Raw genomic sequence first — 15,616 nt, forward strand, 5'->3', positions numbered from 1 at the left:
GATAGAATATGGGCAAACTTGAATTACAGCAGTGCGTTCTTGGCCCTGTATATACCAATTGCTATATTGCAAAAAATAAAGAGACAGGTGAAGCGCTGATTATCGATCCGGCAGATTCACCTTCCAAGATAGAATTAAAAGTGAACGCTATGGGCGCAAGGCCTGTGGCAGTGCTTCTCACACACGGTCATTTCGATCATATTATGGGCGTGGAGGCAGTGCGGGAAAAGTATCAGATTCCTGTTTATGCCTGTCGTCAGGAAGAGGAAATGCTCCGGGAGCCTTCTGTGAATATGACAGACCAGATGGGGAAATCCTGCTCCATCCGCCCGGATGTATTTCTGGATGACCTGCAGGTATTTGAAGCGGCGGGATTTTCCATCCAGATGATCCACACGCCGGGACATACCAAGGGAAGCTGCTGCTATTATCTGAAAGAGGAAGGCGTTCTGTTCAGCGGAGATACTCTGTTCTGCGGCTCTGTAGGCAGGACAGATTTTCCGGGAGGAAGTGCCAGCCAGATCCGGGACAGCCTGCACAGACTGTTGGCCGCTCTGCCAGATGACACCAGTGTGTATCCGGGACATGATACTTCCACAACAATCGGCTACGAAAAGAGGTACAATCCATTTGTGTAAAATAGGAATCCTGCTGCTTGACAGGGATTTCGAGCATGATGTATATGAATTAATAAAAGCGTTTTATCCGGAAGGAGATATCCACAGCCTCTACGAAAAGGACGAAGAGGAGTACGATATCTTCTTTACTGTGGAGAGGGATGAGAAGGATTTCATCATCCGTTATGAGACAAAGGACAAAAAAGGTGCAGCGCGGGCGGCTGTGACCACAGGTGCAGATTTAAAGGAAGAAAGCAGTGAGGCCAAGAAGCCAGAGGACGGCGCACAGGAAAGTCCCAAAATCATGGATGCCCATGAGCTTCGCAAAGCCAACAAGGACGGCCTGAAATATGTTCTCTACAATGTGCTGGTGAAGCTTACCGGAAGAACCCTTCCATGGGGCAACCTTACCGGAATCCGCCCGGCCAAGCTTGCCATGGGGATGATCGAGAGCGGCATGAAGAATACTGAGATTGCTCAGGTAATGCGGGATCACTATCTGGTCAGTGCCAAGAAAACAGCGCTTGCCATCACCATAGCAAACCGGGAGCGGGCACTTCTCCAGGATATTGATTATGAGCACGGCTACAGCCTTTATGTAGGCATTCCCTTTTGCCCCAGTATCTGTCTGTACTGTTCCTTCAGTTCCTACCCGCTGAAGATCTGGCACAAGCGTGTGGATGAGTATCTGGATGCCCTGTGTCTTGAGATTCGGGAAACTGCTAAGATGATGAAGAACTACAAACTGGACACCATCTACATTGGCGGCGGTACGCCTACCACCCTGGAGCCGGATCAGCTAAGGCGGCTTCTGGATCAGCTGGGAGAATCCTTCGGATTTGACGGGCTGGTGGAGTTTACCATCGAGGCAGGCAGACCAGACAGCATTACAAGAGAGAAGCTGGAAGCCATCCGGGAATATCCTGTGACCAGAATTTCCGTGAACCCTCAGACTATGAACCAGAAAACTCTGGAAATCATCGGCAGACGCCATACAGTGGCGCAGACCATTGAGGCATTTCAGCTTGCCAGAGAATTAGATTATAACAATATTAACATGGATCTTATTGTGGGACTGCCTGGAGAGGATATTTCCATGGTCAGAAACACATTGGATAAGATCAAGGAACTTTCCCCGGACAGCCTGACCGTCCATTCCCTGGCTGTGAAGCGTGCAGCCCGCCTGAATATGTTCCGTGACAAATATCAGGAAATGACCTTTGAGAACAATCAGGAGATCATGGATCTGACCCAGCAGACAGCTTATTCCATGGAAATGGGTCCCTACTATCTGTACCGTCAGAAGAACATGAAGGGAAATTTTGAAAATGTAGGCTATGCAAAGGTTGACAAAGCCGGGATTTACAATATACTGATTATGGAAGAAAAACAGCCCATCATCGCTCTTGGAGCAGGCGGTTCTTCCAAGCTGGTGTTTGACCATGGAAAACGGATCGAGCGCGTGGAGAATGTAAAGGATGTAACCAGCTACATTGCCCGCATCGATGAGATGATCGAAAGAAAGCGTACAGGAATCGGAACCTGGTTATAGAGGGGAGGGAAAATTCTTGGAAGAGCTTTCGAAAACCCAGTCAGAAGGAACGGACAGACTTCTGGAATTTGACCTGTCTGCAGAGCTGAAGCATGGAATTGCAGTAAGCAATCTGGTCTATGCCCTTGCCATGGAGCTTGGCCTTCCCCATGAGCAGTGCTATGACCTTGCCATAGCCGGAATGCTTCACGACATTGGAAAGCTGAAGCTGAGAAGCTACATCAACGGACAGGAGAAGAACCCTCTTGTGATCGAGGAACTGAAATATGTCCGTATGCATTCCACCCTTGGCTACGAGGAACTAAAGGGCCAGGGCTATTCAGATTTTGTTCTTGAGAGTATTCTCTATCATCATGAAAATTACGATGGAAGCGGTTACCCGTCCAATTTGGCAGGGGAAGAGATTCCCATCGGCGCCAGGATCCTGCGGGTATGCGACGTGTTCTGTGCCCTGAGCCAGGACCGCTCCTACCGCAAGGCCTTTGACCGGCGCACCGTGATGGAACTGATGATAGATGAAATAAAAAACTTTGATTTGGAAGTATTTCTTGCATTTCAAAGAGTAGTACATACCAGGAAAACTGGTTGATGAAGGAGGAAACATGGCATTAAAGAAGAAGCCGGTTACCGGCATGAAAGATATTTTACCAAAGGAGATGGAAATCCGTAACTATGTTACCGGACTGATCCGCGAGACATACGGCTCCTTTGGATTTACTTCAATCGAGACTCCGAGCGTGGAGCACATTGAGAACCTTTGCAGCAAGCAGGGCGGAGACAATGAGAAGCTGATCTTCAAAATCCTCAAAAGAGGCGAGAAACTGAAGCTTGACCAGGCAAAAGAGGAGGCAGATCTTGTAGATTCCGGTCTTCGCTATGACCTGACAGTACCCCTTTCCAGATATTACTCCAACAACGCCAATGAGCTGCCGGGACCGTTTAAGGCACTGCAGATGGGCTATGTATGGAGAGCTGACCGTCCTCAGAGAGGCCGTTTCCGTCAGTTTATGCAGTGTGACATTGATATTTTGGGTGAGCCCACTTATATGGCTGAGATCGAGCTGGTGCTTGCAACCACCACCCTTCTTGGCAAGCTTGACTTTCACAACTTTACCATCCGCATCAATGACCGCCGTATCCTGAAGGCTATGGCTGAGTACAGCGGATTCCCGAAGGAAAGCTTTGACACTGTATTTATCATCCTTGACAAGATGGACAAGATCGGTCTTGAGGGTGTAGCCAAAGAGCTTGAGGAAGAGGGCTTTGCAAAAGAGAGCATTGACACTTACCTTGCGATGTTCAAGGAGATCAGCTCTGACATCCAGGGTGTAAGATACTGCAAGGAGAAGCTCTCTGGTGTGCTGGATGAGCAGATCGCAGCAGATCTTGAGACCATTATTTCCACAGTAGAAGCTGTGAAAACTGCTGATTTCAAGATGGCATTTGACCCGACTCTGGTACGAGGCATGTCCTACTACACAGGTCCGATCTTCGAGATTTCTATGGATGAGTTCGGCGGCAGCGTTGGCGGCGGTGGACGTTATGATGAGATGATCGGTAAATTTACCGGAAACAATACAAGCGCATGCGGTTTCTCCATCGGATTTGAGCGTATTGTTATGCTCCTTCTGGAGAGAGGCTACCAGATCCCCACAGCGAAGACCAAGAAGGCATATCTCATTGAGAAAAATATGCCGGCTGACAAGCTGATCGAGATTTTCCGCCAGGCGGAAGAGGAGAGAAAGACTGGAATCCAGGTTAACATCTCCATTATGAAAAAGAACAAGAAATTCCAGAAAGACCAGATGGCTGCAGAAGGCTATACAGAATTTGTGGAATTCTTCAAGAGATAAAGGAGGCAGCAAAATGGCTGAGAGTATGCAGGGACTGCACAGAACCTGCCGATGTGCAGAAGTGACCACACAGATGGTTGGTAGTGAAGTAACCCTTATGGGATGGGTTCAGAAGGCTAGAGATAAAGGAGGAATCATTTTCGTAGACTTACGTGACCGCAGCGGTATCATGCAGCTGATCTTCGAGAATGGCTCCATTGATGAGGAAGGCTTTGCAAAAGCCGGCAAGCTCAGAAGCGAGTTTGTAATCGCAGTAACCGGTACTGTTGAGAAACGTGGCGGTGCTGTCAATGAGAACCTTGCAACAGGTGAGATCGAAGTAAGAGCAAAATCCCTTCGTGTTCTTTCCGAGGCAGAGGTTCCTCCGTTCCCGGTTGAGGAGAACAGCAAAACAAAAGAGGACGTTCGTCTGAAATACCGTTATCTTGACTTAAGACGTCCGGACCTTCAGAAAAACCTGATCTTGAAAAGCCGCGTAATGCAGCTTACCAGATCCTTCTTTACAAACGAGGGATTCCTGGAAATCGAGACTCCTATGCTTGGCAAGAGTACTCCAGAGGGAGCAAGAGATTACCTGGTACCGTCCCGTGTACATCCAGGCTGCTTCTATGGTCTTCCGCAGTCACCGCAGCTGTACAAACAGCTTCTGATGTGCTCCGGATATGACAGATACATCCAGATCGCAAGATGCTTCCGTGACGAGGACCTTCGTGCTGACCGTCAGCCGGAGTTCACACAGATCGATATGGAGCTTTCCTTCGTTGATGTTGATGATGTAATCGATGTAAACGAGAGATACCTTTCTTATCTGTTCAAAGAAGTTCTTGGCATCGATGTGAAGCTTCCAATCCAGAGAATCACCTGGCAGGAAGCTATGGACCGTTTCGGCTCCGACAAGCCGGATATGCGATTTGGCATGGAGCTTCATGATGTAAGCGGCATTGTGAAGAACTGTGGCTTCTCCGTATTTACAAGTGCCCTTGAGAACGGCGGAAGCGTTCGCGGTATCAACGCTGAGGGACAGGGAAGCATGCCTCGTAAGAAGATCGACAAGCTTGTAGAATTTGCAAAAGGCTACGGCGCAAAGGGTCTTGCATACATTGCAATCGCAGAAGACGGCACAAGAAAATCCTCCTTTGCCAAATTCATGACAGATGAGGAGATGGACGCACTGGTAGCTGCTATGGATGGTAAGGCAGGAGATCTGCTTCTGTTCGCAGCAGACAAGAAGAAATTGGTTTATGATGTTCTTGGCGCACTTCGTCTGGAGCTTGCAAAACAGATGGATCTTCTGGACAAGAACGAGTACCGTTTTGTATGGGTAACTGAGTTCCCGCTGCTTGAGTGGAGCGAGGAGGAGAACCGTTTCACAGCTATGCATCATCCATTTACCATGCCGATGGACGAGGATATCCCGCTTCTTGACACAGATCCGGGCGCAGTTCGTGCCAAGGCTTATGATATCGTACTGAACGGTAATGAGATCGGTGGAGGAAGCGTTCGTATCCATCAGGATGATATTCAGGAGAGAATGTTCAAGGAACTTGGATTTACACCGGAAGCTGCCCATGAGCAGTTCGGATTCCTTCTGGATGCATTCAAATACGGAGTTCCGCCTCACGCTGGACTGGCTTATGGCCTTGACCGTTTGGTTATGCTGATCGCCAAGGTTGACAGCATCCGTGACGTAATCGCATTCCCGAAGGTGAAAGATGCATCCTGTCTGATGACTCAGGCTCCCCAGCGCGTAAGCGAGGCACAGCTGAATGAGCTTGGACTGGAAGTGGAAAAAGAAGAGACAGAAGAATAAAAAAGACAGCAGAAATGTTATGATTGTTATAAAAAAATCCCGCTTTGACTGAATCGCCAGAGCGGGATTTTTTATGTGATCAGGAATCTTCTTCACTGTCTTCTACAGGGCTGGAGCTTAAGGTTCCGAACAGTGCCTGTCCGAATACAGAGCCTGCGTCCTCAAGCTTCCAGGAAGCTCCGTCGTTGATCAGGGTAAAGGTTGTGGTCACTGTTTTTTCTTCTTTGTTCTCCTTGATGGAGTCGATCAGAAGCTGGTAGGATTTGTTATAGCGCTTCTGGGCACCGTCGATGACCGCATCCGTAGAGGAAAGGTAATCATCTAACTGAGACTGATAGCTGTTTAAAATTGCCTCGCTGTCAAAGGTGGTGATATCCGCCTTTACAGAAGAGTGGTAGCCGGAAACAGAGGTTTCCCCGATGCTGTAGTTAAAAATGTTATGAACCTGTTCCACCAGGGCATTTGCAAGGCTGATCTTGTTGGGATCCTCTGTGCTTACAATAGAGTCGGCATTCAGGTAATTGGCCAGTTCCTCAGTGGACATATTTTTCAGCGTGTCCAGATACACAAGAAGGGTATCCTCAGGTGAGAGAATATCGGGATCCGACAGATAGTTCATAAGACCGCCTACCAGATCATTTTCCAGTGTGGTGGTACGCTTGATCTCCCATATGGTTTCCTCATTTTTTTCGGAGGCGGTAAGGGTGATGCTGCAGTTGCGTTCTACGGTCTGGTATTTGTTGGAGCTAAGAAGCTGGTTCAGAAGCATGTACCGGTCTTCCAGGGTGACGGTCTGGTCATCCTCTGTATCATCTGAAGCAGCCAGCGCAATTTCATGCTTCAGCAGCGCCTTGGAAAAATCCTCGGCAAGTGCCCGGGCATCCAAGGTAAACAGACGAAGGCTTACTTTGGCAATTGCTTTGTCCCGGTTCACGGAGGTATCCAGAATCTTGTAATCGAAATCCTGGAAAAACAGGGAGAAAACTTCCTCAACATCTGAGGACATTGCGGCGTCTTCCAGGTCGCCGGGGAAAATTTCCTGGTAGGAAATGTATTTCTGTGTGGTGTCGGAATCCAGATGCTTCAGAAGATCCAGTTCCCGCTTTACTACTTCGTCAATCTTTTTTTCTTCTTTACCTGTACAGCCGCAAAAAAGAACTGCACACAGAAGCAAAAGAGGAAGCAGAAATTTGACTGACTTCATACAGTTTTTTCCTTTCATTATAAGTAGGTGCATTATACCATTTTTCGGTATAAAAGTCAAAAATCCCTAAAACATATACGATATTTCTAAAAAAAGAGTGAAAAAATTGTGAAAATTGCATTGAAAAAGACCCTTGTTTGCCAGGAAAGCTTTTCTTTTGGGAAAGAATCTGTTATGATTAGTTAGGTAAATGCAGATGACAGGAGAATGTACCTATCTGTTATAATGCAAATGATATAAAGAATAATTCCAGTGTAACTGTGAAGGTACTGAACAGTTACATTCCAGTTATCGTACGGGAGGTAACTATGAAGAAAAAATTTTTTGTCATCGGAGGAATTATTATACTGGCTGGAGCGGCAGGCGCTGGCGGCTGGTATTATTATAAAGAGAATTATGCGAACTCATCCGCCGCATCCGGGCAGGTGGCTTATGTGACTAAGATCAGCACATTGCTTGGAGAGGATTCCGGTGTGGTGAATCGGTTTGCCGGAGTGGTAGAGCCTCAGGATACTGTGAAGGTAAATATTGAGAACGGCAGAACCGTTACCGAGGTAAAGGTGAAAACCGGTGACGAGGTCAAGAAAGGCCAGCTGCTTTTTGAATACGATTTAAGCAGCATCCAGGACAGCTTAAAGGAAGCACAGCTTGCACTTGACCGTCTGAAGAATGAGGCGCTCAGTTTGAATGAGCAGATTGCCACCCTTGAGAAAGAGAAGAAGAAAGCCAACAAGAGCAGCCAGCTTTCCTACACCATTGAGATTGAGACCAATAAGATGAATCTCAAGAAGAATGAATATGACCAGATCAGCAAGCAGGCAGAAATTGACAATCTGCAGGCAGCCACCACCAATACAGAGGTGCGCAGCGAGATCGATGGCGTCATCCAGAAAATTGATACCAGCAAGCTTGGCAGCTCAGATGGAGATACTCTTGACAACAGCATGGGCTCTGATTCCGGAAGCTCTGATTCCGATAATTCATTTATTACCATTTTGAGCACAGGTGCTTACAGAATCAAGGGATTGGTTAATGAGCAGAACCGTAATTCCGTTGTTCCGGGATCCGCTGTGATCGTGCGCTCCAGAGTAGACGAGAATCAGATCTGGCGCGGCACTATGGGAGCTGTAGATGAGCAGAGTGCATCCAGCAGCAACAATAGCAACAGCTATATGTGGGGAGGTTCCAGCGGCGATGACACCACAAGCTCCAGCAGCTATCCATTCTATGTAACTCTGGATTCCTCTGACGGGCTTATGCTTGGACAGCATGTATACATAGAGATGGACGAGGGCCAGGAAGACAAGAAGACCGGCGTCTGGATCGGAGATTATTACATTGTAGATGCAGACACAGAGAACCCTTATGTATGGGCTGTGGATTCCAAGGGACGGCTGGAGAAGCGTTCCGTAATCCTTGGACAGCATGATGATGAGCTTTCCGAATATGAGATTGCAGACGGTCTGACTGAGGATGACAGCATTGCATTCCCGTCAGACAGCCTTGAGGAAGGCATGGGCACCAAGGACATGGCGGATATGACAGATGAGGATTACGCCAATATGCTGGATATGGAGAGCAGTGCAGACGGAGATCTTACTGATGAAATGTACCCTGATGAAGCATACTCCGATGGAGATACCATGGAGTCAATGGACGGAGAGGCTTCCGCTGATTTCATAGAAGGCGGTACAGATGACAGCATGGATGCCGCCATAGAGGATTCTTCTATGGATGGGGACTATACAGAAGAGGATATGGAAGGCTTCACGGATGAGAACATGGATGAACCACAGCAGTACGGTTCTGATGATATGGAGGCAGCAGGATGATTCTTGAACTGAAGGGGATTTATAAGGATTACCAGCAGGGAAAAATGACCGTTCCTGTTCTTAAGGATGTGAATTTTTCCATGGAGGAGGGGGAATATGTGGCAATTATGGGTCCCTCCGGTTCTGGCAAATCCACATTGATGAATATTATCGGCTGTCTGGATCAGGCAACCAAGGGAACCTTTTTCCTGGATGGAGAAGACATCAGCAAATGCTCTGAGAATGAGATGTCAGATATCCGTCTGAACAAGATTGGATTTGTATTTCAGAGCTTTCATCTTCTTCCAAGGCAGTCTGCCATTTCCAATGTGGAAATGCCGTTGAACTATGCACATGTGCCAAAGAAGGAGAGAAGGGAGCGGGCATTTGCAGCCCTTGACAGAGTGGGGCTTGCAGACCGTGTGGATTTCAGGCCGAATCAGCTGTCAGGAGGTCAGATGCAGCGAGTTGCCATTGCCAGGGCCATTGTGAACAACCCCAAGCTTCTGCTTGCAGATGAGCCGACGGGTGCTCTTGACAGTAAGTCCGGCAAGCAGGTGATGGAGCTGTTCCAGAAGCTGAATGACGAGGGCGTTTCAGTTCTGATGATCACACATGATCCGGAAATCGCAGCCCATGCCAAGCGGGTGGTTATGATCCGTGACGGTGAGCTGCAGGAAAAGAGGTGATCCCATGGGCAAAGTAAAAAAAGTAATCATAGGCGTGGTTGTCACAGCTCTTGTGGGAACCGGCATCGGCGGCGGACTTCTGTATGTGCGCAAGGGGAGCCAGAAGGAGGTTCTTGTGGCAAGCGTCAGTGATCTGGCAGGAGAGAACTACGGCTCCGATAACACGTTAAGCGGAAATGTTTATGCCAATGCCACCCAGAGAATCACGGTGGACAAGGACATGATCATTCAGGATATTTTTGTAAGCAAGGGAGACGAGGTGAAGCCGGGAGATAAGCTGATTTCCTTTGATATGACCCTTGTGGATATGGAGCTGAATATTGCCAAATTGAAGCTTCAGAAGCAGCAGCAGGATCTTGCAACAGCAAAGAAGCGTCTTACAAGCCTGCAGAATGGTGGTCCGATCCTGGATTCCGATGCCAATTCTGCGGACAGCCTGATTGATTCCGGTTCTGATTCGGGCTCTGGCTCCGATTCCGGAACTGGTTCTGGAAGTGATGGTGCAGATGATATGGCATCTGCCAATGTAACCGCATCCGATCATTATCTGGCAGTTGCCATGCAGCCTCTTTTGCTGGCTGCTGTTGCAGATGGCTTCGGGGACGGACAGGAAAGTGCTGAAGCTGCAGCTGAGGTGACAGATGCAGGAAGCGAAGATTTGGGAATGGCAGATTCCGATATGGCAGATGGCAGCGAAGACCTTGGTGAGGATCTAGGTGGGGATTCCACCTCTGCATCTGACTACTATGGAAAAACAGAGGATGACAGCGGATTCAGCAGCGATGCGTCTGCATCCGACCAGAATGGTTTTATTTCAGATGGAAATAACGTAGATCCTACTCAGGATGGAGACAATTCCCTGAATAAAAATGAAGGGTTTGTGGATGGAGACGAACCGTTCTATCAGACACTGGATTATGATACAGAACCCTTTATGGGAGAGGGAACCGAAGAGAATCCGTATCTGTATCTGTGTTCCAGCGCTAAGGGCAAGGTAACCGTGACAGGAGCATTCCTCAATAAGATGGCAGGCTATAATGCTGATGGAACCATGCTGATTCATCCAGGCGGCTACTGGTATCTTCTGGAGTTTCATCAGAACGATACCATAGCAGATTACGAGAACAGGAAGCAGTCCTGTACAGGCTATTACCTGATTGAGGGAAGTCTGCTCTCCAACCCTGTGGACCGATTCGCAGAGCTGGATTTCACAGTGGAGGATGCCCTTCAATATGACAAGGGAAATAATGATAATCCGGACACTCCAGGTGGGGGCGGTGACAATGGAGGCGGTTCTTCCGCTCTTACCCGTGCAGAGGCAATCCGAATTCAGAAAAAACGAATTGCCAGTCTGGAGCTGGATATACAGGAAAGTGAAATTAAGATCAGCAAACTGGAGAAAAAAGCAAACAGGAAACTGATTACCAGCAAGCTTGACGGTATTGTAACTACAGTAGGTGATGCTGCCACAGGTAAGAATTCAGAATCTGATTCCTTTTTGGCAGTGAAAAGCAAGGACGGCTATTATGTCCAGGGAACTGTAAGTGAACTTATGCTGGATAAGATGACGGAAGGAACCATGCTAAACTGCAACTCCTACGGGGAATACGGATACGCCACGTTTGAGGCAGAAGTGGTACAGGTATCGGATTATGCAGTAAATGGAGAAAGCTCCTATTCCTATTACGGAGATACCAACCCCAATGTTTCCTCTTATACCTTTACCGCTAAGATTGTAGATGACACGGCGCAGGTAAGTGTAGGCGACTGGGTGGATATCCAGCTGGAAAATCAGGAACAGGAGTCAGAAGGAATTGTGCTTTCCAAGGCCTTTGTCCGCACAGAGGATGGAGTCAGCTATGTATATAAAGACGTTAATGGTGTTCTTAAGAAACAGATTGTCAAGGTAAAGCAGAACGTCAATGGTGGTATGTATGTGTTGATCAGCGGCGGTCTATCCATGGAAGATAAGATTGCTTTCCCGTATTCCAAATCTGTACAGGAAGGTGTTAAGACAAAAGAAGGTTCTCTGGATACGTTTATGGGATATGATTCTGCATCGTATTCAGGTATTGGTTAAGGAGGAATTTCATGTTTGAAAATATACGTCTGGCATTCCAGGGCATCTGGTCACACAAGATGAGATCTTTCCTTACAATGCTGGGTATTATCATTGGTATTGCATCTATTATTGCAATTGTGTCCACCATCAAGGGAACCAGTGAGCAGATCAAGGAGGATCTGATCGGTTCCGGCAACAATACGGTGAATATCACCCTTTCCCAGGGCGACAGTGCCTACAGTGCGGACTATTACAGCGACAGCTCTGTCGTTACCCCGCTTCTCAGCCAGGAGCTGAAGAACGAGGTTCTGAAAGCTGACCATGTTGTGAATGCAACCTTTTTCTATAGCAGAACAGATTACAACAGCAATGTTTACTATGAAAACAGCAGCTTTTCCGGCGGAAAGGTGTATGGCGTAGACAAGAATTATCTGGATACCTGCGGCTATCAGGTGCGCTCGGGAAGAGGCTTTGTACAGCAGGATTACGATGATTTCCGCAAGGTTGCGCTGGTGGACAGCTATGCGGCAGATACTATCTTTCCAGGAGAGAATCCGGTGGGAAAAATTCTCGAGATCGGCTCTGAGCCCTTTACCGTTGTAGGGGTTATACGGCAGGCTTCCGACAGTCTTCCCAATATGGATTCTCCAAATGAATTTTACAATTACTATGAGAGCATTATGGGAACGGTGCTGATTCCAAATAAGTGCTGGGCAATCCCGTACAAATTTGATGAGCCTGAGAATGCCATTATCCGTGTGGACAGCACTGATAATATGAGTGCTGCTGGTTCCGCAGTTGCCAAGATCCTGAACAAATCCATCAGCAGTACAAACACGAACAGCAGCAGTAATCTGAAATACAAAGCGGATGATGTGATGCAGCGTGTACAGGATCTTCAGAAACTAAGTGAGAGCACCAACTCCCAGCTGATCTGGATCGCAAGTATTTCCCTTTTGGTTGGCGGTATCGGTGTTATGAACATTATGCTGGTATCTGTAACCGAGCGTACCAAGGAGATTGGTCTTAAGAAAGCCATTGGGGCAAGGAAGAAGACCATCCTGAACCAGTTCCTTACAGAGGCAGCTGTACTGACCAGTGTAGGCGGTATTATCGGCGTCATCCTTGGAATCGGACTTTCCAAGGTGGTATCCAAGGTGGCGGGCTCGCCTACCGCTATCAGCGTTCCTGCTATTGTAGGTTCTGTAGTGTTCTCTATGCTCATTGGTATTATCTTCGGTCTGCTTCCATCTGTGAAGGCAGCCAACTTAAATCCGATTGACGCGCTGAGAAGTGAATAAAAGATAAAATTGTTTTAAAAGAAGCAGTCAGAAATGTGAATGAGAGGATTCGTGTTCTGGTTGCTTCTTGTTTTGCATCGGAGGTTTTTCATATGCTGCGTTCTGCGGCCTGCTGTCTCGTTAAAGCTTTTGCAGAACAGGAATGGGCCATGTTATAATATTTAGAGATTGAATAGAGATTCCTTTGTTAAAGTGGGAAATATAGAAATCTGTGTGGTGCTTCAAACAAGCTCCAGGTGGATTCTTGACAGAAACCTTAACAATGGAAGGAGACTTTTTAATATGGGAAAATATAAGAAATGGAAGCGGCTTGTATCTGTATCCACAGCCGCGTGCATGGCAATTACAGCAGCCAGCCTGACAGGATGCAGTGGCGGTGACAGTGGAAGCAGTCAGTCAGGTAATGAAAATGCAGAAAAAAAGGACGCATCTGGTTCCGGGGAGTCAAAGGCAATGGGACGCTATCTGGAAGAAGAACTGGCAGTGCCAAAGGGCTGCATGGAAATTTCCAGTCTGCAGATTCTGGAAGACGGAAGCATGGAAATGATCGCACAAAATGGAGATGGCGTGCTGTGCCTGTATAAGTCAGCAGATCAGGGAGCAGACTGGGATGAAGGCGTGACGCTTGCAAGTATTTTTGGACTGGAGAGTTCCAATGGGGAGCTGTTTTATAAAACAGCCCTGGGAAAGGATGGAAGCATTCTGGGCGGCGTATATGTAGAAGCTAAGGATGAAAATGGCCTGGGAATCATGGATTACTATTACTGTCCGGCTGGCGGTGAAGGTAGAAAGCTGGAATTTGAAAATGCAGCAGATGGTTTGGCCTGGGGGATGAAGATCGGTGCAAACGGGAATCTGTTTTTGCAGTTTTCAGGAAACGGAATTCAGGAAATCAATCCAACGGATGGCAGCATCGTTCATGAATATGAAAAAGGAAGTTCTACAGATTATATGGGTGTCACTTCTGAGTATCTGATCATAGTTTCAGCCGGTGAGGTGTATTATTATGATGTGGCCACCGGTAAACCTGCCGAGGGTGGTGATGTTCTTACGGAACAGCTGAAAAAGACGCCCTCCAATCTGGAATTTGGAAATTCATCTGGTACCTCTTTGATGTTTATGGACGGAGATGAGGAAGGAACCGTATTTTATGTGGACAGCACCGGTCTGTATCGGTATGCTTTTGGGGGCAATGTGATCGAACAGGTGATTGATGGAAGTCTGAATACCATTAGCTCTGCGAATAAGGCTTTTGAAGATATGGTATTAGGTCCTGACGGAAAAATTTATATAGCAGAAATCGATTACAATTCCAGTACAATGTCTGGAAAGCTGTATTCCTATACTTATTCAGCAGACACTCCAACTGTGCCGGATACAGAGCTTACCATTTATTCTCTGGAAGACAATTCCAGCATTCGTCAGGCTGTGGCCATGTTCCAAAAAAAATATCCGGATATTTATCTGACTCTGGAAACGGGAATGTCCGGGGATGATGGCGTGACCCGTACAGACGCGCTGAAAACCCTGAATACAGAGATTATGGCTGGAAAAGGACCGGATATTCTGATCCTGGATGGAATTTCTTCTGAGACATATGTGGAGCAGGGAATGCTGGAGGATTTAAGCGGTATTTTAAAAGCTGCGGGACTGCTTTCCAATATTGAAGAGGCGTATAAAAGTGAAGATGGAAGCATTTATGAGATGCCTGTGAAATTTGGAGTCCCTATGATCGAAGGAAAGAAAGAGGATGTGGATGCCGTGACGGATCTTACCTCTCTGGCAGATGTGACGGAAAAACATAAAGAGGAATACGGGCTTTCTACAGAAACATTTTGTAAGCTTCCTCTTGCATATTCCATGTATCCGAAAGCATTTCTGGAAGAACTGGCAGATGACAATTCAGCAGCCTGGGTGAAAGAAAACGGAACCTTGGATGAAGAAAAAGTGAAAGAGTTCCTTGAGCAGGCCGGAAGAATTTATCAGGCTGGAAAGGATGGCATCGAGGAATTAAAATCTGCTTATCCGCAGGCCTTTGATGAGGGTCAGCAGGCAGAGTATGACAGGTCTTACGGCATCTCAGGGGAGACCATAATGCTGCTAAACGGGAACTGCAGCTTTGCTGTGGGCGGTGTCTATTCTCCTATGGATTTTGCATATGTGACTTCCATGGCAGACACCGATTCTTCCTTGTCCTATGGAATTTGGAATGGACAGGCTGCAAACTGCTTTATCCCGGTGAACAAAATCGGAATCAGCTCCAAGGCCTCCCAGAAGGAGGCAGCAGAGAAATTTGTACAGTATCTGTTTTCAGAAGAGGGGCAAACAGTTTCGCAGAAGGACGGATTCCCTGTAGTGGAAAGCGTGTACGATGGAGAGGACTACTGGAATCAGGGCGAAGAAGGAAAGGTTCTTGGCAGCGGCTATAGAGACAACAGCGAAACCGGTCAGGGAGTGGAATATAAGATTGTGGTTCCGTCTGCTGATAAGGTAGACGCACTGAAGCAGCTTGGAAAAACACTGACTACTCCGATTCTGGATAATGCCATTATTACCAGTGCGGTCAGTGAGGCTGGCGTGCGCTATCTGAACGGGGAAATCGGACTGGATGAGGCTACAAATGCAGTGATTCAGCAGGTGAATCTGTATCTTGCAGAGTAAATTTGATTGTAATTAACAGGAGGGGTGCTGCAGCTGGGGAGAAAGTACCAGCTGCA

Annotated in this window: 11 protein-coding genes; 10 read left to right on the forward strand and 1 reads right to left on the reverse strand. The window is 47.3% G+C overall.

Annotated elements, in window-relative coordinates; genetic code table 11:
* Positions 1-8: 8 nt before the first annotated feature.
* The 5 genes from H8S54_RS12290 to aspS are packed head-to-tail and all read left to right on the forward strand — an operon-like array spanning position 9 to position 5,832.
* Positions 9-638, forward strand: a complete 630-nt coding sequence (locus tag H8S54_RS12290) for an MBL fold metallo-hydrolase (protein WP_021926845.1) — start codon at positions 9-11, stop codon at positions 636-638.
* Positions 586-2,169, forward strand: coding sequence for a coproporphyrinogen dehydrogenase HemZ (hemZ, locus tag H8S54_RS12295; protein ID WP_186901581.1), 1,584 nt, complete (start codon positions 586-588; stop codon positions 2,167-2,169). Before H8S54_RS12290 ends, hemZ begins: the two co-directional genes overlap by 53 nt.
* 16 nt (positions 2,170-2,185) lie before the next feature.
* Positions 2,186-2,758, forward strand: a complete 573-nt coding sequence (locus H8S54_RS12300; protein ID WP_186901582.1) for an HD-GYP domain-containing protein — start codon at positions 2,186-2,188, stop codon at positions 2,756-2,758.
* A 13-nt stretch (positions 2,759-2,771) separates the two neighbouring features.
* A complete protein-coding gene (gene hisS, locus H8S54_RS12305; RefSeq protein WP_186901583.1) occupies positions 2,772-4,022 on the forward strand; it encodes a histidine--tRNA ligase in 1,251 nt (416 codons plus the stop codon).
* 13 nt (positions 4,023-4,035) lie between these two features.
* Positions 4,036-5,832: an aspartate--tRNA ligase gene (aspS, locus tag H8S54_RS12310; protein ID WP_021926849.1), complete on the forward strand. Its 1,797-nt coding sequence runs from the start codon at positions 4,036-4,038 to the stop codon at positions 5,830-5,832.
* Positions 5,833-5,911: 79 nt separating this feature from the next.
* On the opposite strand, the gene H8S54_RS12315 is transcribed toward aspS, so the two are convergent.
* Positions 5,912-7,036 carry a hypothetical protein gene (locus H8S54_RS12315; protein ID WP_173765568.1) on the reverse strand — a complete coding sequence of 375 codons (1,125 nt, stop codon included), beginning with the start codon at positions 7,034-7,036 and terminating at the stop codon, positions 5,912-5,914.
* Between the two features lie 308 nt (positions 7,037-7,344).
* On the opposite strand from H8S54_RS12315, the gene H8S54_RS12320 reads away from it, so the two are divergent.
* From H8S54_RS12320 to H8S54_RS12340, 5 genes are all read left to right on the forward strand, one after another.
* Positions 7,345-8,868, forward strand: coding sequence for an efflux RND transporter periplasmic adaptor subunit (locus tag H8S54_RS12320; RefSeq protein ID WP_186901584.1), 1,524 nt, complete (start codon positions 7,345-7,347; stop codon positions 8,866-8,868).
* Entirely contained in the window at positions 8,865-9,536 is a 672-nt protein-coding gene (locus H8S54_RS12325; protein ID WP_021926852.1) for an ABC transporter ATP-binding protein, read from the forward strand. Before H8S54_RS12320 ends, H8S54_RS12325 begins: the two co-directional genes overlap by 4 nt.
* Positions 9,537-9,540: 4 nt before the next feature.
* On the forward strand, positions 9,541-11,616 hold the full coding sequence (locus tag H8S54_RS12330; protein ID WP_186901585.1) for an efflux RND transporter periplasmic adaptor subunit: 2,076 nt from the start codon (positions 9,541-9,543) through the stop codon (positions 11,614-11,616).
* 11 nt (positions 11,617-11,627) lie between these two features.
* Positions 11,628-12,899 (forward strand): ABC transporter permease, encoded by a 1,272-nt coding sequence (locus H8S54_RS12335; protein ID WP_186901586.1) that lies wholly within the window; start codon positions 11,628-11,630, stop codon positions 12,897-12,899.
* 282 nt (positions 12,900-13,181) lie between these two features.
* Positions 13,182-15,560 (forward strand): extracellular solute-binding protein, encoded by a 2,379-nt coding sequence (locus tag H8S54_RS12340; RefSeq protein ID WP_186901587.1) that lies wholly within the window; start codon positions 13,182-13,184, stop codon positions 15,558-15,560.
* Positions 15,561-15,616: the final 56 nt, after the last annotated feature.

Source organism: Blautia segnis (genome assembly GCF_014287535.1).
GTDB lineage: Bacteria > Bacillota > Clostridia > Lachnospirales > Lachnospiraceae > Blautia_A > Blautia_A acetigignens.

Bases quoted from the DNA above. Each gene is read 5' to 3' on its own strand.
- hemZ (WP_186901581.1), top strand. From the start codon at position 586: ATGATACTTCCACAACAATCGGCTACGAAAAGAGGTACAATCCATTTG.
- hisS (WP_186901583.1), top strand. From the start codon at position 2,772: ATGGCATTAAAGAAGAAGCCGGTTACCGGCATGAAAGATATTTTACCA.
- H8S54_RS12330 (WP_186901585.1), top strand. From the start codon at position 9,541: ATGGGCAAAGTAAAAAAAGTAATCATAGGCGTGGTTGTCACAGCTCTT.
- H8S54_RS12340 (WP_186901587.1), top strand. From the start codon at position 13,182: ATGGGAAAATATAAGAAATGGAAGCGGCTTGTATCTGTATCCACAGCC.
- H8S54_RS12290 (WP_021926845.1), top strand. From the start codon at position 9: ATGGGCAAACTTGAATTACAGCAGTGCGTTCTTGGCCCTGTATATACC.
- aspS (WP_021926849.1), top strand. From the start codon at position 4,036: ATGGCTGAGAGTATGCAGGGACTGCACAGAACCTGCCGATGTGCAGAA.
- H8S54_RS12335 (WP_186901586.1), top strand. From the start codon at position 11,628: ATGTTTGAAAATATACGTCTGGCATTCCAGGGCATCTGGTCACACAAG.
- H8S54_RS12325 (WP_021926852.1), top strand. From the start codon at position 8,865: ATGATTCTTGAACTGAAGGGGATTTATAAGGATTACCAGCAGGGAAAA.
- H8S54_RS12315 (WP_173765568.1), bottom strand. From the start codon at position 7,036: ATGAAGTCAGTCAAATTTCTGCTTCCTCTTTTGCTTCTGTGTGCAGTT.
- H8S54_RS12320 (WP_186901584.1), top strand. From the start codon at position 7,345: ATGAAGAAAAAATTTTTTGTCATCGGAGGAATTATTATACTGGCTGGA.